This window comes from Erwinia artemisiae (genome assembly GCF_051400835.1).
Lineage (GTDB): Bacteria > Pseudomonadota > Gammaproteobacteria > Enterobacterales > Enterobacteriaceae > Erwinia > Erwinia aeris.
The window spans coordinates 495,822-520,049 of sequence record NZ_JBLFFM010000003.1 but is presented as its reverse complement, the minus strand read 5'-3'; the positions used below and the strand labels follow the sequence as shown (position 1 = coordinate 520,049).

Here is a 24,228-nt window from a genome sequence, read left to right as displayed (position 1 = left end):
CTCTATCCGATCCTTCGCGAAGCCCCGCGCTTTGCCCCGTCTGAATGAGTTGATCCATGCGCACTCCCATCCAAATGTTTCCCCTGATAATTTTTGCTCTCTCGCTGCTGTCGAGCGGTGCAGCGCGTGCCGAAGAAGGCTGGCCACGGCATATCACCAGCGTTAAGGGCGAAATGGTGCTAAAGAAGCAGCCTGAACGGATTGTCTCTACCAGCGTGACGCTGACCGGCTCGCTGCTGGCGATAGACGCGCCGGTTATCGCCAGCGGTGCCACCATGCCAGGCCATCGTATCGCCGACGGCCAGGGATTTTTCCGTCAGTGGGGGAACGTGGCGGCGGCGAAGGGCGTTAAGCGCCTTTACAGCGGCGAACCTAACCTTGAAGCGATTGCCGCAGAAAATCCGGATCTGATTATCGTCAGCGCGACGGGAAACGACTCCGCGCTGCCGTTTTACGATCGTCTGGCCGCGCTGGCGCCGACGCTGGTCGTTAACTACGACGATAAAAGCTGGCAGGAAGTAGAGCGCGTGCTGGCGCAGGCCACAGGTAAAGAAACCGAGGCGGAGGCATCGATTCAACGCTACGCGCAGCGGGAGAGAGAGGTCAAAGCGAAGCTGCAACTGCCGCCGCAGCCCGTTTCCGCGCTGGTTTATAATCCTCATATCCATCTGGTCAATCTCTGGACGCCGGAATCTGCCCAGGGAAAACTACTGGGATCGCTGGGCTTTACCCTGGCTGAGCCGACGGCCGTGGTACGTCAGGCCAGCCAGCGCCTTAAGCGTCGGGATATTATTCCCATAAGCGGAGAAAATCTGGTCACCGGCCTGACGGGGCGGTCCGTGCTGATGTTTGCCGCAGGTGATAAAGAGCAGGCGGCGCTGCTGGCCGAGCCGCTGGTCGCCAACTCCCCGGCGGTAAAAAACAAGCAGGTTTATGCGCTGGGCGAAGACAGCTTCCGGCTGGACTACTACAGCGCCAACAATGTCCTGACCCGCCTGGAACAGCTGTTTTCCGGCAAATAGTTTTTCATGCCTTCGCGTCCGCGAAGGCATCCGCTCTCCGCTGCGTTTTCCTGCCTGCTCACAAAATCATCACGCTAATAAGAATACGACAAACAATCGAATTGATAATTGTTTGCATTTGAAATAATGTATGGCCGCCTGGTCAGAGACGCCCGTGCGTACCGCAAACCAGGCGTGGGCGGACAGCAACGCCTGTTTATTTATCTACTTGCCTCTGTAGAGACTGGCGGAGGCGGATCTACAGGGAATGAGAACGTTGAACACATTATCAAGACTCTCACTGGCAATTTTGCTTGGCCTGGGCGCAATGGCAGGCGCAACGGCGGACGATAGCACCCAAACTAACGCTGAAGCAGGGGCGCCCGCGGCGGCGGCCTCCGGCGAACATGTCGATGCGGAAGGCGGCACCCTGATGGTCACGGCGGAGCAGCAGAACTTGCAGGCGCCGGGCGTATCCACCATCACCGCCGACGAAATCAAAAAACGTCCGCCTTCACGCGATCTTTCTGAAATCATCCGTACCATGCCGGGCGTTAACCTTACCGGCAACTCCACCAGCGGCCAGCGCGGCAATAATCGTCAGATCGACATTCGCGGTATGGGGCCAGAAAATACGCTGATCCTGATCGACGGAATGCCGGTCGCCAGCCGCAACTCGGTACGTCTGGGCTGGCGCGGCGAACGCGACACGCGTGGCGATACCAACTGGGTGCCGCCGGAAATGGTTGACCATATCGAAGTGATCCGCGGCCCGGCGGCGGCACGCTATGGCAACGGCGCGGCGGGCGGCGTGGTGAATATCATCACCAAACAGACCGGCAACGAGTGGCACGGCAGCTGGAACACCTACCTGAATATGCCGGAGCATAAATCCGAAGGCTCCACCAAACGCTCTAACTTCTCTTTGAGCGGCCCGATGGGCGATGATGTCAGCTTCTCGCTGTGGGGCAACCTGAGCAAGACGCAGGCGGACGCGCAGTTTATTAACGAAGGTCATCAGTCGCTGCGCACCGGCACCTATGCCGATACCGTTCCGGCGGGACGCGAAGGCGTGGTGAATAAAGATATACACGGTAAGCTGCGCTGGGAGTTTGCGACCAATCAGAACCTGGAGTTCAGCGCGGGCTACAGCCGTCAGGGTAATCTCTATGCAGGCGATACCCAAAACACCAATACCAGCGCGCTGGTGCAGAGCAAATACGGCGACGAAACCAACCGCCTTTATCGTCAGGACTATGCGGTCACCTGGACCGGCGTCTGGGATAATGGCGTCAGCACGCGCAGCTATGCTCAGTATGAGAATACGCGCAACTCGCGGATGAACGAAGGACTGGCAGGCGGTACGGAAGGGATCTTCTCAGACAGCGGGTTCTCCACTATCGAGCTCAACGACGTGCTGCTGCACAGCGAAGTCAGCGTGCCCTTTGAGTTTCTGGTTAACCAGACCGCGACGTTTGGCGCCGAATGGAACCAGCAGCATATGAAGGATGGCGCCTCTAATACTCAGGCGCTCTCTGGCGGCGCTATCGACGGCATCAGCAGCAGCAACCGCAGCCCTTACTCCTCGGCAGAAATCTTCTCGCTGTTTGCGGAAGACAATATGGAACTGACCGACAGCACCACGCTGGTGCCGGGGCTGCGCTTCGATCATCACAGCATCGTCGGCAATAACTGGAGCCCGTCGCTGAATCTTTCGCAGATCCTGGCGGACGACTTTACGCTGAAGCTGGGGATCGCCAGAGCCTATAAAGCGCCGAGCCTCTACCAAACCAACCCGAACTACGTGCTTTACAGCCGTGGTCAGGGCTGTGCCGACAGCGCCGGCGCCTGCTACCTGATGGGTAACGACGACCTTAAAGCCGAAACCAGCATCAATAAAGAAGTGGGCGTGGAGTATAAGCATGAGGGCTATCAGGCCGGTTTGACCTGGTTCCGCAACGACTACCGCGACAAGATCGAATCGGGTTACGTGCCGACAGGCTCTACCGGCAGCACCGACATTTACAAATGGGAAAACGTGCCAAAAGCCGTGGTGGAAGGGCTGGAAGGAACGGTGAACCTGCCGGTGACGGAAGCCATCAGCTGGAACAATAATCTGACCTATATGCTGCAAAGCAAAAACAAAACCACGGGCGATCGCCTGTCTGTTATCCCGGAATATACGCTGAACTCGACGCTCTCCTGGCAGGCGACGCAGGATCTGTCGCTGCAAACCACCTTTACCTGGTACGGTCGGCAGACGCCGAAGAAGTATAACTACAAGGGAGAAGCGGTAAGCGGAACAGAAAAATCCACGGTCAGCCCGTATTCCATTTTGGGACTTAGCGGCACCTATGATGTGAATAAGTACGCCAGCGTGACCGTCGGTATCGATAACCTGTTCGATAAGCGTCATTTCCGCGAGGGCAATGCGCAAACCACGGGTAATTCGACGACCGGCGCCTATATGTATGGCGCAGGCGCCAATACCTTTAACGAGTCAGGCAGGACTTATTATATGAGTCTGAATACGCATTTTTGATAAAAAGGGCGGGAGATAATCCCGCCCTTAATCTTAATAATTCTGATAAATATCTTTATAAAGGCGGCTTTCAAAGCGAACCAGCGGAATGCGACGCTGCTTGAAATTCTGCGGCGGCACCGCATAGCCCGAAAGATATTGCACAAAGGCGACCCGCTTGCCGCTGGCGGTGGTAATAAAGCCCGCCAGGTTATACACGCCCTGTAACGATCCCGTTTTCGCCGAAACTTTACCATCTACGCCGGCTTCATGCAGGCCACCGCGATAGCGCAGCGTACCGTCGTAGCCTGCCAGCGGCAGCATGGAAATATAGTTCAGCTGCTGATCGTTTTGCGCAATGTATTGCAGCACCTGCATCATGGTATCGGGCGAAATCAGGTCGTGACGCGACAGGCCGGAACCATCCACCTGAATGCTGTTGCCCATATCGATATTGGCTTTTTGCCGCAGGATCTGACGGATAGCATCAGAACCGGCTCGCCACGTGCCGGGAACGCCAAAACGCTCATGACCAATGGTGCGGAACACCGTATCGGCAATCATGTTGTCCGACTTCTTCAGCATAATCTTCAGCAGATCGTGCAGCGGCGCGGACTGCGTCTCAGCCAGTACGGTGGCCGGCGGCGTCGCCAGCGTCTGCCGCACCAGATGCCCGGAATAGTCGATACCGGCCTGTTGCAGTTCTCCTTTCAGGATCGCACCGGCGTAGCTGGCACCATCCTGAATAGCAAAGGCCAGCGGCAGAGGTTCAGCGCGCTGGCTCATGCAGCCGGTCAGCGTAAAGCGGTTCAGCTCGCCAGGCACCACGTCCAGCTCACAATATTGCGCTTCCGACGAACCGCGCGCCAGCGTGCGTACCTGGCTGAACATATTGACCGGATAGAACGAAGCCACGCGAATAAAGGCTTTTTCGCCCGGCGTCTGCGCGCTGTAGAGCGAAACGGAGAAACAGTTACGATCCACGATAGCGGCCGCGGGCGGCGCGCTGAAGCACTGCGTCATATCGTTCCACGGCCAGCCCGGCGCTTTATCATGGCTGGCGAACACCGAGGTGTCGATCACCAGGTTACCCTGAATATGGTCGACGCCCTGCTTTTTTAAGACGGCAACCATATTGCGCAGATCCTGACGCGTTAACGTCGGATCGCCGCCGAATCGCGCCACAAGGTCGCCTTTTAGCGTCCCGTTGCTGATGGAGCCTTTACTTTCCAGCTGCGTATGAAAACGGTATTCCGGCCCAAGCTGGAGCAGGGCGGCCAGCGCGGTAATGACTTTCATCGTACTGGCGGGCAGCGCCATCTGCTTGCTGTGATAATCAATAGAAGGCGTATCCGCGCCGACTTTTTGCACAATCAGCGCCAGATTCGCGCCATCGGGCAGATACTGCATATAGTCTTCGACCGTGGCCGCGTTGGCATTCAGCATAAATGCGCAAGCTAAGCCGGTAACAATTCGTGAAAATCGCATAATCTCGCGTTTACTGGCAGGTGATGTTGCCATACTACGGTGCATCATGGTGGAAAGTAAACGATGACCCATAGGGAACTCTGGGGTAAAATACGTATCAAAATGCAAAACCACCAGGCCCTGGGTTTCCTCCGGGCCAGGTTTCTTTCGTTTGTAAATCAGTGGCAAGCGCCGCAGAACGCTTTTTCTGCACTTACCTGTCAGGATGACGAAAATTTTGCACAGGATCAGTTGACGAGGTATTGAGATGAATCAGATTCCGATGACGCTAAGGGGCGCCGAGAGACTGCGCGAAGAGCTTGAAGAGCTGAAAACCGTTAAACGCCCCAGAATTATTGCCTCTATCGCGGAAGCACGCGAGCATGGCGACCTGAAAGAAAATGCAGAGTACCACGCCGCACGCGAAGAGCAGGGCTTCTGTGAAGGTCGTATTCAGGAAATCGAAGCCAAGCTGTCCAACGCTCAGGTGATTGACGTCACTAAAATGAATGCGAATGGTCGCGTGATCTTTGGCGCTACCGTTACCGTATTGAACGTGGACACGGATGAGGAGTCGACCTACCGTATCGTGGGCGATGACGAAGCGGACTTTAAACAAAATCTGATTTCTGTTAACTCGCCGATGGCGCGCGGTTTGATCGGCAAAGAAGTGGATGATGTGGCCATCATCAAAACGCCGGGCGGCGACGTTGAGTATGAAATTCTGAAAATAGAGTATATCTGATTTACTCTTAAGCTATTTTTCAGACATAGTGTAAAGAAAAGAAAAAGGCCGCTTTGCGGCCTTTTCCTGACATCACGAGCGTGTCACTTTCTTCTGCGGCTAGCTTTTAGCGAGGAAGAGCGATTTTACGTTCCTTCGTCGGACGGTACAGCACCAGCGTCTTGCCGATAACCTGCACGTTTGCGGCTTTGGTTTCGCGCACGATAGCCTCTACCACCAGGGTTTTTGTCTCACGGTCTTCCGTCGCGATTTTTACCTTGATGAGCTCATGGTGCTCCAGTGCCTGTTCGATTTCGGCCAGCACCCCTTCGGTCAGACCGTTGTTGCCTAACATCACGACAGGCTTCAGCGGATGGGCCAGTCCTTTCAGGTGCTGTTTTTGTTTGGTACTCAGATTCATCGTATTTTTTACTTACATTGGGATTGAAAACGGGTCATTCTACCGCCATCTCGGGTATATCACCAAATCGGCATGCTGATTTGTGCGGTTTATTTATCGCATACGTTGAATCATAGTTGGAAATTGTATGACTGGTAAAAAGCGTTCGGCCAGTTCCAGCCGCTGGCTACAGGAACACTTTAGCGATAAATATGTGCTGCAGGCGCAGAAAAAAGGGCTGCGTTCGCGCGCCTGGTTTAAACTTGATGAAATACAGCAGGGTGACAAGCTGTTTAAGCCGGGGATGACGGTTGTCGATCTCGGTGCGGCGCCAGGCGGATGGTCTCAGTATGTGGTGACGCAAATTGGATCAAAAGGTCGCGTGATTGCCTGTGATATCCTGCCGATGGATCCTATCGTCGGCGTCGATTTCCTTCAGGGCGATTTTCGTGATGAACTGGTGCTGAAAGCGCTTATGGATCGCGTTGGCGATACCAAAGTGCAGGTAGTAATGTCCGATATGGCGCCCAACATGACGGGAACGCCGGCGGTAGATATTCCAAGGTCAATGTATCTGGTTGAGCTTGCGCTGGAGATGTGCCGGGACGTTCTGGCACCCGGCGGCAGTTTTTTAGTGAAGGTGTTTCAGGGAGATGGCTTTGAAGATTACCTCCGGGAAATTCGCTCCCTGTTTACGAAAGTGAAAATTCGTAAGCCGGACGCTTCACGTTCTCGTTCACGTGAAGTGTACATTGTAGCGACAGGGCGCAAACTATAGTACCCTACGCTGTCTGTTAACACAGTTGTAATAAGAGGTTAATCCCTTGAGTGACATGGCGAAAAACCTGATTCTCTGGCTAGTCATCGCAGTCGTGCTGATGTCGGTCTTCCAGAGCTTTGGGCCCAGCGAGTCAAATGGCCGTAGGGTTGATTACTCAACCTTCCTGTCGGAAGTGAACCAGGATCAGGTCCGCGAGGCACGTATTAACGGGCGTGAAATCAACGTTGTCAAAAAAGACAGCAACAAATACACCACCTACATCCCCGTCAACGATCCTAAGTTGCTCGATAACCTGTTGACCAAAAATGTCAAAGTGGTAGGCGAACCGCCTGAAGAGCCAAGCCTGCTGGCTTCCATCTTCATTTCATGGTTCCCGATGCTGCTATTGATCGGCGTGTGGATTTTCTTTATGCGTCAGATGCAGGGCGGCGGCGGCAAGGGCGCGATGTCCTTCGGCAAAAGCAAAGCCCGTATGCTGACGGAAGATCAGATCAAGACGACGTTTTCGGACGTTGCAGGCTGTGACGAAGCGAAAGAGGAAGTCGCCGAGCTGGTGGAATACCTGCGCGAGCCGAGCCGTTTCCAGAAGCTGGGCGGTAAAATTCCAAAAGGCGTGCTGATGGTCGGTCCTCCGGGTACCGGTAAAACCCTGCTGGCGAAAGCCATCGCGGGTGAAGCGAAAGTGCCTTTCTTTACTATCTCCGGTTCTGACTTCGTTGAAATGTTTGTCGGCGTGGGCGCATCCCGCGTACGCGATATGTTTGAACAAGCCAAGAAGGCGGCGCCGTGCATCATCTTTATCGATGAGATCGATGCGGTAGGTCGTCAGCGCGGCGCGGGTCTGGGCGGTGGTCACGATGAACGTGAGCAAACGCTGAACCAGATGCTGGTTGAGATGGACGGCTTTGAAGGCAACGAAGGCATTATCGTCATCGCGGCAACTAACCGTCCTGACGTGCTTGACCCTGCGCTGCTGCGTCCGGGCCGTTTCGACCGTCAGGTTGTGGTCGGTCTGCCAGACGTGCGTGGCCGTGAGCAGATCCTGAAAGTGCATATGCGTCGCGTGCCGCTGGCTACCGACATTGATGCGCTGGTTATCGCACGCGGTACGCCGGGCTTCTCCGGTGCCGATCTGGCGAACCTGGTGAACGAAGCCGCTCTGTTTGCCGCCCGCGGCAACAAGCGCGTGGTTTCAATGGTTGAGTTCGAGAAAGCGAAAGACAAAATCATGATGGGTGCGGAACGTCGCTCCATGGTGATGACGGAAGCGCAGAAAGAATCTACCGCTTATCACGAAGCGGGCCATGCCATTATCGGCCGTCTGGTGCCAGAACACGATCCGGTACACAAAGTCACGATTATTCCACGTGGCCGTGCGCTGGGCGTGACCTTCTTCCTGCCGGAAGGCGATGCTATCAGCGCCAGCCGTCAGAAGCTGGAAAGCCAGATCTCCACGCTTTACGGCGGCCGCCTGGCGGAAGAGATCATCTATGGCGTAGAGCATGTGTCTACCGGCGCGTCTAACGACATCAAAGTAGCGACCTCCATTGCACGTAACATGGTTACGCAATGGGGCTTCTCCGAGAAGCTGGGTCCGCTGCTTTATGCGGAAGAAGAGGGCGAAGTGTTCCTGGGACGTTCCGTCGCGAAAGCGAAGCATATGTCTGATGAAACGGCACGCATTATCGATCAGGAAGTGAAAGCGCTGATCGAAGGCAACTATCAGCGTGCCCGCCGTATCCTGAACGAGAATATGGACATCCTTCACGCGATGAAAGACGCGCTGATGAAGTATGAAACCATTGATGCGCCTCAGATCGACGACCTGATGGCTCGCCGCGAAGTGCGTCCGCCAGCCGGTTGGGAAGATCCGGGCAGCAGCAGCTCTGACAACGGTACGCCTAAGGCGCCGCGTCCGGTCGACGAACCGCGTACGCCAAACCCTGGTAACACCATGTAAGCGTGACCGAGCAACAACAAACCCCGGCGATGACCGGGGTTTTTTTTTATGATTATCTCACCACACTGAAGGAGAACCGCCGCCATGAAGCTTCACGCCCGAGATTCCGTGCTCGATATGACTCATCCTCACGTTATGGGCATTCTGAACGTGACGCCGGACTCTTTTTCGGACGGCGGCAAGCATAACGATTTAGTGCAGGCCCTGACGCACGCTAACGGCATGATTAACGCTGGCGCGACCATCATTGATATCGGCGGCGAATCTACGCGTCCTGGAGCGGATGAGGTCAGCGTTGAACAGGAGCTGGCGCGCGTTATCCCCGTTGTGGAAGCTATCTCGCAGCGCTTTGAGGTATGGATCTCTGTGGATACCTCCAGCCCGGAGGTTATCCGGGAAGCCGCAAAGGCTGGCGCGCATATCATTAACGATATCCGCTCCCTGCAGAAACCCGGCGCGCTGGAAGCGGCGGCAGAGACGGGGCTGCCGGTCTGCCTGATGCATATGCAGGGCGATCCTAAAACGATGCAGCAGTCCCCTCAGTATCGTCATTTGTTGCAGGAAGTGGACGCCTTTTTCGTGGAGCAGATCGCTCGCTGCGAGGCGGCAGGGATCAAAAAAACGCAGCTGCTGCTCGACCCGGGATTCGGTTTCGGTAAGAATCTCTCCCACAATTATCAACTGTTAGCGCACCTGGCCGATTTTCACCGCTTTGGGCTGCCGCTGCTGGTCGGCATGTCACGCAAAAGCATGATTGGGCAGCTGTTGAACGTCGGGCCGACGCAGCGGCTGACGGGCAGCCTGGCCTGCGCGGTTATTGCCGCTATGCAGGGCGCGCATATTTTGCGCGTCCACGATGTTAAAGAAACCGTTGAGGCGATGCGCGTCGTCGAGGCGACACTGTCAGCGAAGGAAAAGTAGCATGAGCAACCGTAAGTATTTTGGTACAGATGGCATTCGTGGCAAGGTCGGCGAAACGCCGATTACCCCAGACTTCGTTCTGAAGCTGGGCTGGGCGGCAGGCAAAGTGCTGGCGCGCAACGGCTCAAAAAAAATTATTATTGGTAAGGACACGCGTATTTCCGGCTACATGCTGGAATCCGCGCTGGAAGCAGGCCTGGCGGCGGCAGGTTTGTCAGCCGCTTTTACCGGCCCAATGCCGACGCCCGCTATCGCCTATTTGACCCGCACTTTCCGCGCGGAAGCGGGTATTGTGATTTCCGCGTCGCATAACCCTTTCGACGACAACGGCATCAAATTCTTTTCGATCGACGGCACCAAGCTGCCGGATGAGGTCGAAGAAGCGATTGAAGCGGAAATGGAAAAGCCCATTACCTGCGTTGACTCTGCCGAGCTGGGACGCGCCAGCCGTATTGTGGATGCCGCAGGCCGCTATATCGAATTCTGTAAAGGCACCTTCCCCAGCGAGCTGAGCCTGAACGGCCTGAAAATCGTGGTGGACTGCGCCAACGGCGCCACCTATCACATTGCGCCAAACGTGCTGCGCGAGCTGGGGGCGGAAGTGATTACCCTTGGCGTCAATCCGGACGGAATGAACATCAACAAGGAATGCGGCGCAACCGATCTTCGCCAGCTGCAGGCTCGCGTACTGGCCGAAAAAGCCGATATCGGGCTGGCCTATGACGGCGACGGCGACCGTATCATGATGGTCGATCACCTGGGTGAAAAGGTCGACGGCGATCAGATCCTCTATATCGTGGCTCGCGAAGGCTTGCGCCAGGGCCAGCTGCGCGGCGGCGTGGTAGGCACGCTGATGAGCAATATGGGGCTTGAGCTGGCGCTGAAACAGCTGGGCATTCCTTTCGCCAGGGCGAAAGTGGGTGACCGCTACGTGCTGGAGAAGCTGCAGGAGAAAGGCTGGCGGCTGGGCGCGGAAAACTCCGGTCACGTTATCCTGCTGGACAAGACCACTACCGGCGACGGCATTGTGGCAGGTTTGCAGGTACTCACTGCCATGGTACGCAACCATATGAGCCTGCACGACCTGTGCAGCGGCATGAAGCTGCTGCCGCAGATCCTGGTGAACGTGCGCTTTAGCGGCGCAACCGATCCGCTGGAAGATGCGCAGGTGAAAGCGGTGACGGCCGAAGCGGAAAAAGAACTGAAAGGGCGTGGTCGCGTCCTGCTGCGTAAATCGGGCACCGAGCCGCTGATCCGCGTGATGGTGGAAGGCGAAGACGAAGCGCAGGTCACGTCGCTGGCACACCGCATTGCCGATGCGGTCAAGGCTGTCTGAGGCAAATAATAACCGGGCCGGGCACGACAGGGTGCCCGGCTGAAAGCGTCGTAGCCGTGTGATAGTTGGCGCTTTTTTCAGCTTTGTCGTCGCTTTTGCCGCTTTTTTCTGCAATTGACGTGGCCGTGCTAAATTGCCCTTGCGCAATCAGGCCGCTTTGGTTAGTATTCACACCCGCTTCTGATGGGTAGCGACAACGCTATCTGCTCACTGGTTTTGAAGCTTAAATGCGCGATAACGCGCAAGGAAACAGGTTGATTATGTACGAAGCTCTTTTGGTAGTTTTCCTTATTGTGGCAATCGGCCTTGTAGGTCTGATCATGCTGCAGCAAGGTAAAGGCGCTGATATGGGCGCATCGTTCGGTGCAGGTTCTTCAGCAACGCTGTTCGGCTCTAACGGTTCTGGCAACTTTATGACCCGTATGACCGCAGTGCTGGCGACGCTGTTCTTTGTAATCAGTCTGATCCTGGGCAACCTGAACAGCAACAAAACGCAGAAAGGAAGCGAGTGGGAAAATCTGTCTCAGCCTGCACAGCAGCAGAGTCAGCCAGCGAAACCGGCCGCGCCGGGTAGCGATATCCCACAGTAAGCTGTAAATTTCGACGCGACAGAAAAGAAAAAGTCGCAACCTTTTAGTGCCGTGGTGGTGGAATTGGTAGACACGCTACCTTGAGGTGGTAGTGCCCGCATGGGCTTACGGGTTCAAGTCCCGTCCTCGGTACCAAATCTCAGTTTTGCTTGCATTTTATGCAAGATCGGCGTAGTATTTGCCACGTTTTCGGACGCGGGGTGGAGCAGCCTGGTAGCTCGTCGGGCTCATAACCCGAAGGTCGTCGGTTCAAATCCGGCCCCCGCAACCACTTTCCCTTAGAGTTCTTTTTCAAATATACTGTATGCATTGCACGGCGCTAACAGCGAATTTTGAAAAAAATTCTATGGATTGTGCCGAACCGCCATTTATGGCGTACAGGGTCCAGTCGCATAAAGCCCCGATTTATCGGGGTTTTTTGTTATCAGGAAACAGCATACTGGGCTATTAAGCCCTTTTTTTATGTCTTGGGGGTGGGATTGTCCACATTAGAGCAAAAATTAACAGAGCTGATTACGGCACCGGTAGAAGCGCTGGGCTACGAGCTGGTTGGCATTGAGTTCGTTCGCGGTCGCACATCTACGCTGCGCATCTATATTGATAGTGAAGATGGCATCAATGTTGATGATTGTGCTGATGTCAGCCACCAGGTCAGCGCGGTGTTTGATGTTGAAGATCCCATCACCGTGGCTTATAACCTTGAAGTCTCCTCGCCAGGCCTTGAGCGCCCACTCTTTACCGCAGAGCACTACGCGCGATTCACCGGCGAGGAAGTAAGCCTGGTGCTGCGTATGGCCGTACAGAACCGCCGCAAGTGGCAGGGAATCATTAAATCCGTAGATGGTGAAATGGTAACCGTTGCCGTTGAGGGTAACGACGAAGTGTTCGCGCTGAGTAACATCCAGAAGGCGAACCTGGTTCCCCACTTTTAAAAGTCCGGATTGAGGCATACCAGGATGAACAAAGAAATCTTAGCTGTAGTCGAGGCAGTATCGAACGAGAAATCCCTCCCGCGCGAGAAGATTTTCGAAGCGCTGGAGAGCGCGCTGTCCACGGCTACCAAGAAAAAGTACGAGCAGGAAATCGACGTCCGCGTCAGCATCGATCGCAAAAGCGGCGATTTTGACACGTTTCGCCGCTGGGTCATTGTTGACGAAGTCACCATGCCAACGCGTGAAATCACCCTGGATGCCGCGCGATTCGAAGACGAATCGCTGAATCTGGGCGATTATGTTGAAGATCAGATCGAATCTGTCACCTTTGACCGTATCACCACGCAGACGGCAAAACAGGTTATCGTGCAGAAAGTGCGCGAGGCAGAACGCGCGATGGTCGTTGACCAGTTCCGCGAGCAGGAAGGTGAGATCATCACCGGCGTCGTGAAGAAAGTGAACCGCGACAACATCTCTCTCGAAGTGCGCCCAACCGATGGTTCTAATACCAATGCGGAAGCGGTAATCATTCGTGAAGATATGCTGCCGCGTGAAAACTTCCGTCCGGGCGACCGCATCCGCGGCGTACTCTATGCAGTACGGCCGGAAGCGCGTGGTGCACAGCTGTTCGTTACGCGCTCCAAACCGGAGATGCTAATCGAACTGTTCCGCATTGAAGTGCCGGAAATTGCTGAAGAAGTGATTGAGATTAAAGCTGCCGCGCGCGATCCAGGCTCCCGTGCCAAGATCGCCGTAAAAACCAACGACAAGCGTATCGACCCGGTCGGCGCCTGCGTGGGTATGCGCGGTGCGCGAGTTCAGGCGGTGTCCAGCGAGCTGGGTGGCGAACGTATTGATATCGTGCTGTGGGATGACAATCCTGCGCAGTTCGTGATCAATGCGATGGCCCCGGCGGACGTCGCCTCTATCGTGGTGGATGAAGATAATCACACCATGGATATCGCCGTAGAAGCCGGAAATCTGGCTCAGGCGATTGGCCGTAACGGCCAAAACGTGCGTCTGGCTTCGCAGCTGAGTGGCTGGGAGCTGAACGTGATGACGGTCGACGATCTGCAGGCCAAGCACCAGGCTGAAGCCCACGCTGCCATCGACGTCTTTACCAAACATCTCGATATTGATGAAGATTTCGCAACCGTGCTGGTTGAAGAAGGCTTCTCTTCTCTGGAAGAGCTGGCATACGTGCCTATCAACGAGCTGTTGGAAATCGACGGTCTGGATGAAGAGACAGTAGAAGCGCTGCGCGATCGTGCGAAAAATGCGTTAACCACCCTTGCTCTGGAAAAAGCCGAGAGTCTGGGCGACAAACAGCCGGCAGAAGATCTGCTGAACCTGGAAGGTCTTGACCGTGAGCTGGCATTTAAGCTGGCAGCGATTGGCGTTTGCACGCTGGAAGATCTTGCCGAGCAGGGTGTTGACGATCTGACAGATATTGAAGGCCTGAACGACGAAAGGGCCGGCGAGCTAATTATGGCTGCACGAAATATCTGCTGGTTCGGCGACGACGCGTAATAAACTGTAGCAGGAAGGAACAGCATGACAGATGTAACTGTAAAATCGCTGGCGGCAGAGATTCAGACACCGGTAGAACGCCTGGTACAGCAATTTGCTGATGCAGGGATCCGCAAGTCTGAAACCGACTCTGTGACCCAGCAGGAAAAAGAGACGCTCCTGACGCACCTGAATCGCGACAACAATGGCGGTTCTGGTAAACTGACCTTACAGCGCAAAACGCGCAGCACCTTGAATATTCCGGGCACCGGCGGTAAAAGTAAATCGGTGCAAATCGAAGTCCGCAAAAAACGCACCTATGTAAAAGGCGATCCTGCAGAAGCCGCTCAGGCAGAAGCAGAAGAGCAGGCACAGCGCGAAGCGGAAGAAATGGCTCGTCGCGAGGCTGAAGAAAAAGCCCAGCGCGAAGCTCAAGAAAAAGCGCAGCGTGAAGCCGAGGAGCAGGCTAAACGTGAGGCGGCAGAGAAAGCCAGGCGTGAAGCAGCGGAAAAAGACAAAGTGAGCAACCAACAAACCGACGATATGACCCGCAATCAACAGTCTGATAAAGCCCGTCGTGAAGCGGAAGCCGCTGAACTGAAGCGTAAAGCTGAAGAAGAAGCGCGTCGCAAGATCGAAGAAGAAGCGAAGCGCGTAGCGGAAGAGGCCCGTAAAATGGCGGAAGAAAAAGGTTCAGAATGGGCGGAAGCGGAGAAAGAAGTGGAAGACACTTCTGACTATCACGTGACCACCTCTACCCACGCCCGTGCGGCAGAAGACGAGAACGATGCGCAGGTTGAAGGCGATCGCCGCACTCGCGCTGCTCGTCCGGCTAAAGCCCCACAGCGTAAGAAAGGCAACAAGCATTCCGAAGCGAAAACCGACCGTGAAGAAGCGCGTGCGCAATTCCGTGGCGGTAAAGGCGGCAAGCGTAAGAGTACGCTGCAGCAGGGCTTCAACAAGCCGGCTCAGGCTGTTAACCGTGACGTGGTTATCGGTGAAACCATCACCGTAGCGGAACTGGCTAACAAGATGGCGGTGAAAGGCTCCCAGGTCATCAAAGCGATGATGAAAATGGGCGCTATGGCCACCATCAACCAGGTTATCGATCAGGAAACTGCCCAGATGGTCGCGGAAGAGATGGGTCACAAAGTGACGCTGCGCCGCGAGAACGAGCTGGAAGAAGCGGTAATGAGCGATCGTGATACCGATGCGGCCATGGAATCCCGTGCGCCGGTCGTGACCATCATGGGCCACGTTGACCACGGTAAAACCTCACTGCTGGACTACATTCGCTCCACTAAAGTCGCCTCTGGCGAAGCGGGCGGCATTACCCAGCACATCGGTGCTTACCACGTCGAAACCGACAACGGTATGGTGACCTTCCTGGATACCCCTGGCCACGCCGCGTTTACCGCAATGCGTGCTCGTGGTGCTCAGGCAACGGATATCGTTATCCTGGTTGTCGCCGCCGATGACGGCGTGATGCCACAGACCATCGAAGCTATCCAGCACGCCAAAGCGGCGAAAGTGCCGGTTGTGGTTGCGGTGAACAAGTGCGATAAGCCAGAAGCCGATCCGGATCGCGTTAAAAACGAACTGACTCAGTACGGTATCATTCCGGAAGAGTGGGGCGGCGAGAACATGTTCGTTAACGTTTCCGCGAAAGCCGGAACCGGTATCGACGACCTGCTGAACGCTATCCTGCTGCAGGCTGAAGTCCTGGAGCTGACCGCTGTTCGTCAGGGTATGGCCAGCGGCGTCGTGATCGAATCCTTCCTGGATAAAGGTCGCGGCCCTGTTGCTACCGTGCTGGTACGTGAAGGTACGCTGAACAAAGGCGATATCGTGCTGTGCGGCTTCGAGTATGGCCGTGTGCGTGCGATGCGTGACGAGCTGGGCCGCGAAGTGCTGACTGCGGGTCCTTCGATCCCGGTCGAAATCCTAGGCCTGTCAGGCGTGCCTGCTGCCGGTGATGAAGCGACCGTGGTGCGTGACGAGAAGAAAGCGCGTGAAGTGGCGCTCTATCGTCAGGGCAAATTCCGTGAAGTTAAGCTGGCGCGTCAGCAGAAATCCAAGCTGGAGAACATGTTTGCTAACATGACCGAAGGCGAAGTTTCCGAGCTGAACATCGTGCTGAAAGCGGACGTACAGGGTTCTGTCGAAGCTATCGCCGACTCGCTGATGAAGCTTTCCACTGACGAAGTGAAAGTGAAAATCGTTGGCTCCGGCGTAGGTGGTATCACCGAGACCGACGCCACGCTGGCTGCGGCTTCCAACGCCATCCTGGTAGGCTTTAACGTTCGTGCCGACGCGTCCGCGCGCCGCGTGATCGATTCAGAAAGCCTGGATCTGCGTTACTACTCCGTCATCTATAACCTGATTGACGAAGTGAAGCAGGCGATGAGCGGTATGCTGGCGCCGGAATACAAGCACCAGATCACCGGCCTGGCCGAAGTGCGTGACGTGTTCAAATCACCTAAGTTTGGCGCGGTTGCCGGCTGTATGGTGACGGAAGGCAACATCAAGCGTCACAACCCAATCCGCGTGCTGCGCGACAACGTGGTTATCTATGAAGGCGAGCTGGAATCCCTGCGCCGCTTCAAGGATGACGTTAACGAAGTCCGTAACGGCATGGAATGTGGTATCGGCGTGAAGAACTACAACGATGTGCGTGTTGGCGATATGATCGAAGTCTTCGAGATCATCGAAATCCAGCGTACCATCGCTTAATGGTTGCCTGACCAACCTGTTCGGGAGGCCTTTGCGCCTCCCGTATTTATTTGGAGAGAATAATTATGGCGAAAGAATTCGGTCGCCCGCAGCGCGTCTCCCAGGAACTGCAGAAAGAGATCGCGATTATTTTACAGCGTGAGATCAAAGATCCGCGTCTGGGCATGATGGTCACGGTTTCCGGCGTGGAAGTTTCCCGCGACCTGGCCTATGCAAAAGTGTTCGTTACCTTTTTAAACGATAAAGACGAAGACGCCATCAAAGGCGGCCTGCGCGCGCTGGGCGACGCTTCCGGCTATATCCGCTCCCTGCTGGGCAAAGCGATGCGCCTGCGTATCGTGCCTGAACTGACCTTCTTCTACGACAACTCGCTGGTTGAAGGGATGCGCATGTCTAACCTTGTCACTAACGTGGTTCGCAACGACGCCGAGCGCCGTGGCCCTGCGGAAGACGACAAGGAGGAGTAATGAGTCGTCCTCGTCGTCGCGGACGCGATATTCACGGTGTCCTGCTGCTGGACAAGCCCGGCGGCCTGTCGTCTAACGACGCGCTGCAAAAAGTTAAGCGGCTGTTTAACGCCAACCGCGCGGGCCATACGGGCGCGCTCGATCCGCTGGCGACCGGTATGCTGCCAATATGCCTGGGCGAAGCGACGAAGTTTTCCCGCTATCTGCTCGATTCCGACAAGCGCTATCGCGTGATCGCGCGGTTAGGCCAGCGTACCGATACTTCGGATGCGGACGGTCAGATCATCAGCGAACGACCGGTGAACTTCACGCAGGCGCAGCTTGACGCCGCGCTGGATAGCTTTCGTGGCGAAACGCAGCAGGTGCCGTCAATGTATTCGGCGCTCAAGTATCAGGGGCGCAAGCTCTATGAATATGCGCGTGAAGGCATTGAAGTCCCGCGTGAAGCACGCAGCATTACCGTTTACGAACTAAAATTTATTCGCCTTGAAGGCGACGAGCTGGAGCTGGAAATTCACTGCTCAAAAGGCACTTACATCCGCACCATTACGGACGATTTAGGCGAAATGCTGGGCTGCGGTGCGCACGTGATTTTCCTGCGTCGTTTGCAGGTCGCGACCTATCCGATCGACGCAATGGTCACGCTGGAGCAGCTGCAGGCACTTAGCGAAGAGGCCGCGCGTAACGAGCGTCCGGCGGCAGAGCTGCTCGACCCGTTGCTGATGCCGATGGACAGCCCGGCGGCGGCTTATCCTGAGGTAAACCTGCCTGTCAGCGCGGCGGCTTACTTTAAACAGGGCATGCCGGTGCAGGCGGCGAACGTGCCGGACTCGGGGCTGGTGCGCGTCACGGAAGGCGAGGCGCGTCAGTTTATCGGCATGGCGGAAGTGGCGGAAGATGGCCGCGTTGCGCCGCGTCGGCTGGTAGTAGAATATTCCGATGCATCATTTGCGAAAGCCTCAGGCTCAGAGTAGAATGGCGCGGCTTTACATTGGGTGGCTGAATTAGAGATCGGCGCCTGTACATTTATCTTAAAATTTGGAGTAGTAAAATGTCTCTAAGTGCAGAAAACAAAGCGCAGATCGTTGCTGATTACGGCCGTGATGCTAACGACAGTGGTTCTACCGAAGTTCAGGTTGCTCTGCTGACCGCTCAGATTAACCATCTGCAGGGTCACTTCTCTGAGCACAAAAAAGACCACCACAGCCGTCGCGGTCTGCTGCGCATGGTTTCACAGCGTCGTAAGCTGCTGGATTACCTGAAGCGTAAAGACGTTGCACGTTACACCAGCCTGATCGAGCGTCTGGGTCTGCGTCGCTAAGTCTTACAGTCTGCTCTCCTCGCTTTCGTCGTCCGACGAAGGAAAAGGGGGAAAAAGGCAGATTTGTGCGAGTTTCGCTAAAAAGGGGCCTTTATGGCCCCTTTTTTCAGTCGGGCGGCAGCAATCCAGGCCAAACTATTGTATTGTTGCTGAGTGTGATCTTCAGTTGCAGAGATTCGCGCGGCTAATGAGAGGCTTTGTCCCATAAGGGATTAGGGTTGTCATTAGTCGCGAGGATGCAATGAAGATTTAAGAGTCACGGCAGGAGAAAGCTCTTGCCAGGAACGTTAAGGACATTATTTTGCTGAATCCGATCGTAAAAAAATTCCAGTATGGTCAGCATACCGTCACGCTTGAAACCGGTATGATGGCTCGTCAGGCCACCGCTGCCGTTATGGTCAGCATGGACGACACCGCTGTATTTGTAACCGTAGTTGGCCAGAAAAAAGCCAAGCCGGGTCAGGACTTTTTCCCTCTGACCATCAACTATCAGGAGCGTACCTACGCTGCTGGTCGTATCCCGGGCAGCTTCTTCCGTCGTGAAGGCCGTCCAAGCGAAGGCGAAACGCTGATTGCGCGTCTGATTGACCGCCCGCTTCGTCCGCTGTTCCCGGAAGGTTTTGTTAACGAAGTCCAGGTGATTGCCACCGTGGTTTCCGTTAACCCACAGGTTAACCCTGATATCGTAGCGATGATCGGCGCTTCTGCCGCGCTGAGCCTGTCCGGTATTCCTTTCAACGGCCCAATCGGCTCTGCCCGCGTGGGTTACATCAACGACCAGTACGTGCTGAACCCAACCACCGACGAGCTGAAAGAAAGCAAGCTGGATCTGGTTGTTGCTGGTACCGAAGGTGCCGTGCTGATGGTGGAATCCGAAGCGGAACTGCTGAGCGAAGATCAGATGCTGGGCGCCGTGGTATTTGGCCACGAGCAGCAGCAGGTTGTTATCGAAAACATTAAGGCACTGGTTGCCGAAGCGGGCAAACCTCGCTGGGAATGGCAGCCGGAAGCGGTTAACGAAGCGCTGAACAGCCGCATCGCCGCGCTGGCCGAATCCCGTCTGAGCGACGCTTACCGCATCACCGAAAAACAGGAGCGTTACGCTCAGGTTGACGTGATCAAATCTGAAACCACAGCGGCGCTGCTGGCGGAAGACGCAAGCCTGGACGAAGGCGAAATCAGCGATATCCTGCACGGTCTGGAAAAGAACGTGGTGCGTAGCCGCATTCTGCGTGGTGAGCCGCGTATCGACGGTCGTGAAAAAGATATGATCCGTGGTCTGGACGTGCGCACCGGCGTGCTGCCGCGTACTCACGGCTCCGCGCTGTTTACCCGTGGCGAAACTCAGGCGCTGGTAACGGCGACGCTGGGCACCGCGCGTGACGCACAGAACCTGGACGAGTTGATGGGTGAACGCACCGACAACTTCCTGTTCCACTACAACTTCCCTCCGTACTCCGTGGGTGAAACCGGTATGGTTGGCTCGCCTAAGCGTCGTGAAATTGGTCACGGTCGTCTGGCGAAGCGCGGCGTGCTGGCCGTAATGCCGAAAGGCGACGCGTTCCCGTACACCGTACGTGTAGTGTCAGAAATCACCGAATCCAACGGTTCATCGTCTATGGCTTCCGTATGCGGCGCTTCACTGGCGCTGATGGACGCGGGCGTGCCGATCAAAGCGGCCGTAGCCGGTATCGCGATGGGTCTGGTTAAAGACAACGATAACTTTGTCGTGCTGTCAGATATCCTGGGCGATGAAGATCACCTGGGCGACATGGACTTCAAAGTAGCCGGTAGCCGTGAAGGCATTACCGCGCTGCAGATGGACATCAAAATCGAAGGCATCACCCGCGAAATCATGCAGGTGGCGCTGAACCAGGCTAAAGGCGCGCGTCTGCATATCCTGGGCGTAATGGAACAGGCTATCAGCACGCCACGCGGCGATATCTCGCAGTTTGCTCCGCGCATCCATACCATCAAGATCAGCCCGGACAAGATCAAAGACGTGATCGGTAAAGGCGGTTCTGTTATTCGTGCGCTGACCGAAGAGACCGGCACCACCATCGAAATCGAAGATGACGGTACCGTGAAAATCGCTGCGACCGACGGTGACAAAGCGAAGTTCGCTATCCGCCGTATCGAAGAGATCACGGCAGAAATCGAAGTGGGCCGCATTTACAACGGTAAAGTGACCCGCATCGTCGACTTCGGCGCCTTCGTCGCTATCGGCGGCGGTAAAGAGGGTCTGGTGCACATTTCTCAAATCGCCGACAAGCGCGTTGAGAAAGTCACTGACTATCTGCAGATGGGCCAGGAAGTCCCGGTGAAAGTTCTGGAAGTTGATCGTCAGGGCCGCGTGCGCCTGAGCATCAAGGAAGCGGCCGAGCCGGAAGCGGCTGCGGCGCCTGCGCCAGAAGCTTCAGCAGAATAAGCAGCACACTAAGCTCTTCGCGGCGACGCGAAGAGCTGTTCCATCGCGAGGACAGGACGACACCTTGTGCACGGCAGGCGGATGAAAGGATGATCATCCCATTGTTTGTATTTGGGAGTGGTGAATGAAGCCTTTTTTGCGCTGGTGTTTCGTTGCGACAGCTTTAACGCTGGCAGGATGCAGCAACCCGGATTGGCGTAACAACGAGGTTTTGGCTGTTCCGCTACAGCCTACGTTGCAGCAGGAAGTGATCCTGGCGCGCATGGAACAAATACTTGCCAGTCGGGCATTAACCGATGATGAACGCGCACAGCTGTTATATGAGCGCGGAGTGTTGTATGATAGTTTAGGTTTGAGAGCACTGGCGCGAAATGATTTTTCACAAGCGCTGTCTGTCAGACCGGATATGCCGGAAGTATTCAATTACTTAGGCATATATCTGACGCAGGCAGGCAATTTTGATGCTGCCTACGAAGCGTTTGATTCTGTACTTGAGCTTGATCCAACTTACAATTACGCGCGTTTAAATCGCGGAATCGCACTCTACTACGGTGGAAGATTTAAACTAGCGCAAGATGATCTGCTGGCGTTTTATCAAGACGATCCTAACGATCCTTTCCGCAGCCTGTGGCTCTATCTCGATGAACGTGAGATGAGCGCCGACAAGGCAGAAGTGGCGCTGAAGCAGCGTTACGATAAGGCGGACAGAGACCAATGGGGATGGAATATTGTCGAGTTCTACCTGGGCCGTATCAGCGAAAAAACGCTGATGGAGAGGCTCAAGGCGGACGCAACGGATAACACCTCGCTCGCTGAACATCTCAGTGAAACCAACTTCTATTTAGGTAAGCACTACCTAAGTCTGGGGGAGAAGGACAACGCAGAAGCGTTGTTCAAGCTGACGGTTGCCAACAACGTCCATAACTTTGTTGAGCACCGATATGCATTGTTGGAGCTGGCGCTACTCGGCCAGACACAAGACGATTTATCAGAATCTGACCAGCAATAGCTGACGAACTTTTTTTGCCTGATTTTTGAAATGTCATCATCTTCACGGGTGAGGGCTTTCTTGTTCGTCGAAACCACTAATTTGAGCCGGTTCACACTTTTTGATGAAAATGACTGAATGTTTTCACGACGAGTTATGTAGACTGGCCGCCGCAATCTAAGAGGCACGTGTACTACATGACTGAAATTGAAACCACTTTTGCTGACCTGGGTCTGAACGAATCCATCCTCGAATCACTTAACGGCATGGGCTATGTTAAGCCATCTCCGATCCAGGCAGAGTGTATCCCACATCTGCTGGCGGGCCGTGACGTATTGGGTATGGCACAGACCGGTAGCGGCAAAACCGCAGCGTTCTCGCTGCCACTGCTACACAACATTGACAGCAACCTGAAAGCGCCACAAATCCTGGTGCTGGCACCAACTCGTGAGTTGGCGGTTCAGGTTGCGGAAGCCGTAACTGAATTCTCTAAACACATGCGCGGTCTTAACGTAGTGGCCCTTTACGGCGGCCAGCGTTACGACGTACAGCTGCGTGCGCTGCGCCAGGGTCCACAGGTTGTTGTGGGTACGCCTGGTCGTCTGCTGGACCACCTGAAACGCGGCACGTTAGACCTTTCTAACCTGCGCGGCCTGGTGCTGGACGAAGCCGATGAAATGCTGCGTATGGGCTTCATCGAAGACGTTGAAACGATTATGGCGCAGATCCCGGCCGATCATCAGACCGCGCTGTTCTCTGCCACCATGCCAGAAGCGATTCGTCGTATCACCAAACGCTTCATGAAAGATCCACAGGAAGTGCGTATTCAGTCAAGCCTGACCACGCGTCCTGATATCAGCCAGAGCTACTGGACCGCTTACGGTCGTAAGACTGATGCGCTGGTACGCTTCCTGGAGTCGGAAGATTTTGATGCGGCGATTATCTTCGTGCGCACCAAAAACGCCACGCTGGAAGTGGCCGAAGCGCTGGAGCGCAGCGGTTATAACAGTGCGGCCCTGAACGGCGATATGAATCAGGCGCTGCGTGAGCAGACCCTGGAGCGTCTGAAAGACGGCCGTCTGGATATTCTGATCGCTACCGACGTAGCGGCACGTGGTCTGGATGTTGAGCGTATCAGCCTGGTTGTGAACTACGACATCCCAATGGATGCCGAATCTTACGTTCACCGTATCGGCCGTACCGGTCGTGCAGGTCGTGCCGGCCGTGCGCTGCTGTTCGTTGAGAACCGTGAGCGTCGTCTGCTGCGTAACATCGAACGCACCATGAAGCTGACTATTCCTGAAGTAGAGCTGCCAAACGCAGAGCTGCTGGGTCAGCGTCGTCTGGCCAAGTTTGCCGCTAAAGTTCAGCAGCAGCTGGAAAGCAGCGATCTGGAACAGTACCGTGCGCTGCTGAGCAAAATGCAGCCTGCGGAAGAAGAGCTGGATATCGAAACGCTGGCTGCCGCGCTGCTGAAAATGGCGCAGGGCGAACGTCCGCTGATCGTACCGGCAGATCCGGCTCCACGTCCGCGTCGTGAGTTCAAAGAGCGTGACGATCGTCGCGGCGACCGTCCGGACCGTGGTCCTCGCGAAGCCCGTGATGGCGATCGTCCACGTCGTGAACGTCGTGACGTTGGCGATATGGAAGTTTACCGTATCGAAGTGGGTCGTGATGACGGCGTTGAAGTTCGTCATATCGTTGGCGCTATCGCTAACGAAGGCGATATCAGCAGCCGCTACATCGGCAACATCAAGCTGTTTGGTACGCACTCAACTATCGAACTGCCAAAAGGCATGCCGGGCGACATTCTGTCTCATTTCACCCGCACGCGTATTCTGAACAAGCCGATGAATATGCAGCTGATTGGTGATGCGCAGCCTCGCAGCAACGATCGTGGCGGTGAGCGTCGCGGTAGCGGTGCGCCAGGTCGCGGCGGTTTCGGCGGCGCGCGTAGCGAAGGCGGACGTAGCGAAGGCGGTCGTCGTTTCAGCAACGAGCGCAGCGGTAGCGGCGAGCGTCGTCCGGGCGGCTTCAGCCGTGACGGTCGTGCACCACGTCGTGAAGACGGCGCAGCGCCGACTCGTCGTCGTGATGCCTAATCACTGCTAGCCAGTCTGATGCCGGTCACTGAAAAGTGACCGGCATT

At 55.5% G+C, this 24,228-nt stretch carries 20 protein-coding genes and 2 tRNA genes; 20 read left to right on the top strand and 2 right to left on the bottom strand.

The window, feature by feature from the left end; all coding sequences use genetic code 11:
* Positions 1–56: 56 nt before the first annotated feature.
* Together fepB and ACMGEE_RS10205 are read left to right on the top strand one after the other, a co-directional pair.
* Positions 57–1,022, top strand: coding sequence for a Fe2+-enterobactin ABC transporter substrate-binding protein (gene fepB / locus ACMGEE_RS10210; protein ID WP_436829991.1), 966 nt, complete (start codon positions 57–59; stop codon positions 1,020–1,022).
* Positions 1,023–1,278: 256 nt separating this feature from the next.
* A complete protein-coding gene (locus ACMGEE_RS10205; RefSeq protein WP_370734977.1) occupies positions 1,279–3,543 on the top strand; it encodes a TonB-dependent siderophore receptor in 2,265 nt (754 codons plus the stop codon).
* Between the two features lie 33 nt (positions 3,544–3,576).
* Here ACMGEE_RS10205 and dacB read toward each other — a convergent pair whose 3' ends face one another.
* Positions 3,577–5,010, bottom strand: coding sequence for a serine-type D-Ala-D-Ala carboxypeptidase (gene dacB / locus ACMGEE_RS10200; RefSeq protein ID WP_301250762.1), 1,434 nt, complete (start codon positions 5,008–5,010; stop codon positions 3,577–3,579).
* A 247-nt stretch (positions 5,011–5,257) separates the two neighbouring features.
* Here dacB and greA point away from each other — a divergent pair, with 247 nt between their 5' ends.
* On the top strand, positions 5,258–5,734 hold the full coding sequence (gene greA / locus ACMGEE_RS10195; RefSeq protein ID WP_125287106.1) for a transcription elongation factor GreA: 477 nt from the start codon (positions 5,258–5,260) through the stop codon (positions 5,732–5,734).
* A 106-nt stretch (positions 5,735–5,840) separates the two neighbouring features.
* On the opposite strand, the gene yhbY is transcribed toward greA, so the two are convergent.
* Entirely contained in the window at positions 5,841–6,134 is a 294-nt protein-coding gene (yhbY, locus tag ACMGEE_RS10190; protein ID WP_125287107.1) for a ribosome assembly RNA-binding protein YhbY, read from the bottom strand.
* Between the two features lie 127 nt (positions 6,135–6,261).
* On the opposite strand from yhbY, the gene rlmE reads away from it, so the two are divergent.
* The 17 genes from rlmE (at position 6,262) to ACMGEE_RS10105 (ending at position 24,181) form a co-directional block, all read left to right on the top strand.
* The gene (rlmE, locus tag ACMGEE_RS10185) at positions 6,262–6,891 is read left to right on the top strand and encodes a 23S rRNA (uridine(2552)-2'-O)-methyltransferase RlmE (protein ID WP_125287108.1); all 630 of its coding nucleotides are present in this window, start codon (positions 6,262–6,264) and stop codon (positions 6,889–6,891) included.
* Between the two features lie 55 nt (positions 6,892–6,946).
* On the top strand, positions 6,947–8,854 hold the full coding sequence (ftsH, locus tag ACMGEE_RS10180; RefSeq protein ID WP_253457909.1) for an ATP-dependent zinc metalloprotease FtsH: 1,908 nt from the start codon (positions 6,947–6,949) through the stop codon (positions 8,852–8,854).
* 84 nt (positions 8,855–8,938) lie between these two features.
* Positions 8,939–9,775 (top strand): dihydropteroate synthase, encoded by an 837-nt coding sequence (gene folP / locus ACMGEE_RS10175; protein WP_253457912.1) that lies wholly within the window; start codon positions 8,939–8,941, stop codon positions 9,773–9,775.
* Between the two features lies 1 nt (position 9,776).
* A complete protein-coding gene (gene glmM, locus ACMGEE_RS10170; RefSeq protein WP_253457915.1) occupies positions 9,777–11,111 on the top strand; it encodes a phosphoglucosamine mutase in 1,335 nt (444 codons plus the stop codon).
* Positions 11,112–11,371: 260 nt separating this feature from the next.
* Positions 11,372–11,701, top strand: coding sequence for a preprotein translocase subunit SecG (gene secG, locus ACMGEE_RS10165; RefSeq protein ID WP_253457917.1), 330 nt, complete (start codon positions 11,372–11,374; stop codon positions 11,699–11,701).
* 48 nt (positions 11,702–11,749) lie between these two features.
* Positions 11,750–11,836, top strand: a tRNA-Leu gene (locus ACMGEE_RS10160).
* 59 nt (positions 11,837–11,895) lie between these two features.
* Positions 11,896–11,972, top strand: a tRNA-Met gene (locus tag ACMGEE_RS10155).
* A gap of 208 nt (positions 11,973–12,180) precedes the next feature.
* Positions 12,181–12,633: a ribosome maturation factor RimP gene (gene rimP, locus ACMGEE_RS10150; protein ID WP_148101243.1), complete on the top strand. Its 453-nt coding sequence runs from the start codon at positions 12,181–12,183 to the stop codon at positions 12,631–12,633.
* A gap of 24 nt (positions 12,634–12,657) precedes the next feature.
* Positions 12,658–14,163: a transcription termination factor NusA gene (gene nusA / locus ACMGEE_RS10145; protein WP_253457920.1), complete on the top strand. Its 1,506-nt coding sequence runs from the start codon at positions 12,658–12,660 to the stop codon at positions 14,161–14,163.
* Positions 14,164–14,187: 24 nt separating this feature from the next.
* Positions 14,188–16,875: a translation initiation factor IF-2 gene (gene infB, locus ACMGEE_RS10140; RefSeq protein WP_253457923.1), complete on the top strand. Its 2,688-nt coding sequence runs from the start codon at positions 14,188–14,190 to the stop codon at positions 16,873–16,875.
* A 65-nt stretch (positions 16,876–16,940) separates the two neighbouring features.
* Positions 16,941–17,342: a 30S ribosome-binding factor RbfA gene (gene rbfA / locus ACMGEE_RS10135; protein WP_125287116.1), complete on the top strand. Its 402-nt coding sequence runs from the start codon at positions 16,941–16,943 to the stop codon at positions 17,340–17,342.
* Complete coding sequence (gene truB, locus ACMGEE_RS10130) at positions 17,342–18,316, top strand: tRNA pseudouridine(55) synthase TruB (RefSeq protein WP_253457926.1); 975 nt, start codon at positions 17,342–17,344, stop codon at positions 18,314–18,316. Before rbfA ends, truB begins: the two co-directional genes overlap by 1 nt.
* A gap of 77 nt (positions 18,317–18,393) precedes the next feature.
* The gene (gene rpsO / locus ACMGEE_RS10125; RefSeq protein WP_125287118.1) at positions 18,394–18,663 is read left to right on the top strand and encodes a 30S ribosomal protein S15; all 270 of its coding nucleotides are present in this window, start codon (positions 18,394–18,396) and stop codon (positions 18,661–18,663) included.
* A 301-nt stretch (positions 18,664–18,964) separates the two neighbouring features.
* Positions 18,965–21,091: a polyribonucleotide nucleotidyltransferase gene (pnp, locus tag ACMGEE_RS10120; RefSeq protein WP_253457929.1), complete on the top strand. Its 2,127-nt coding sequence runs from the start codon at positions 18,965–18,967 to the stop codon at positions 21,089–21,091.
* A 124-nt stretch (positions 21,092–21,215) separates the two neighbouring features.
* The gene (nlpI, locus tag ACMGEE_RS10115) at positions 21,216–22,100 is read left to right on the top strand and encodes a lipoprotein NlpI (protein ID WP_253457932.1); all 885 of its coding nucleotides are present in this window, start codon (positions 21,216–21,218) and stop codon (positions 22,098–22,100) included.
* A 103-nt stretch (positions 22,101–22,203) separates the two neighbouring features.
* On the top strand, positions 22,204–22,260 hold the full coding sequence (yrbN, locus tag ACMGEE_RS10110) for a protein YrbN (RefSeq protein WP_106382000.1): 57 nt from the start codon (positions 22,204–22,206) through the stop codon (positions 22,258–22,260).
* Between the two features lie 16 nt (positions 22,261–22,276).
* The gene (locus ACMGEE_RS10105) at positions 22,277–24,181 is read left to right on the top strand and encodes a DEAD/DEAH family ATP-dependent RNA helicase (protein WP_253457935.1); all 1,905 of its coding nucleotides are present in this window, start codon (positions 22,277–22,279) and stop codon (positions 24,179–24,181) included.
* The last annotated feature ends 47 nt before the right edge of the window (positions 24,182–24,228 follow it).

What these genes read in the sequence shown, in the direction of transcription:
- fepB (WP_436829991.1), top strand. Translation starts at nt 57, where the DNA reads ATGCGCACTCCCATCCAAATGTTTCCCCTGATAATTTTTGCTCTCTCG.
- dacB (WP_301250762.1), bottom strand. Translation starts at nt 5,010, where the DNA reads ATGCGATTTTCACGAATTGTTACCGGCTTAGCTTGCGCATTTATGCTG.
- greA (WP_125287106.1), top strand. Translation starts at nt 5,258, where the DNA reads ATGAATCAGATTCCGATGACGCTAAGGGGCGCCGAGAGACTGCGCGAA.
- yhbY (WP_125287107.1), bottom strand. Translation starts at nt 6,134, where the DNA reads ATGAATCTGAGTACCAAACAAAAACAGCACCTGAAAGGACTGGCCCAT.
- rlmE (WP_125287108.1), top strand. Translation starts at nt 6,262, where the DNA reads ATGACTGGTAAAAAGCGTTCGGCCAGTTCCAGCCGCTGGCTACAGGAA.
- ftsH (WP_253457909.1), top strand. Translation starts at nt 6,947, where the DNA reads ATGGCGAAAAACCTGATTCTCTGGCTAGTCATCGCAGTCGTGCTGATG.
- folP (WP_253457912.1), top strand. Translation starts at nt 8,939, where the DNA reads ATGAAGCTTCACGCCCGAGATTCCGTGCTCGATATGACTCATCCTCAC.
- glmM (WP_253457915.1), top strand. Translation starts at nt 9,777, where the DNA reads ATGAGCAACCGTAAGTATTTTGGTACAGATGGCATTCGTGGCAAGGTC.
- secG (WP_253457917.1), top strand. Translation starts at nt 11,372, where the DNA reads ATGTACGAAGCTCTTTTGGTAGTTTTCCTTATTGTGGCAATCGGCCTT.
- nusA (WP_253457920.1), top strand. Translation starts at nt 12,658, where the DNA reads ATGAACAAAGAAATCTTAGCTGTAGTCGAGGCAGTATCGAACGAGAAA.
- infB (WP_253457923.1), top strand. Translation starts at nt 14,188, where the DNA reads ATGACAGATGTAACTGTAAAATCGCTGGCGGCAGAGATTCAGACACCG.
- rbfA (WP_125287116.1), top strand. Translation starts at nt 16,941, where the DNA reads ATGGCGAAAGAATTCGGTCGCCCGCAGCGCGTCTCCCAGGAACTGCAG.
- truB (WP_253457926.1), top strand. Translation starts at nt 17,342, where the DNA reads ATGAGTCGTCCTCGTCGTCGCGGACGCGATATTCACGGTGTCCTGCTG.
- rpsO (WP_125287118.1), top strand. Translation starts at nt 18,394, where the DNA reads ATGTCTCTAAGTGCAGAAAACAAAGCGCAGATCGTTGCTGATTACGGC.
- nlpI (WP_253457932.1), top strand. Translation starts at nt 21,216, where the DNA reads ATGAAGCCTTTTTTGCGCTGGTGTTTCGTTGCGACAGCTTTAACGCTG.
- ACMGEE_RS10105 (WP_253457935.1), top strand. Translation starts at nt 22,277, where the DNA reads ATGACTGAAATTGAAACCACTTTTGCTGACCTGGGTCTGAACGAATCC.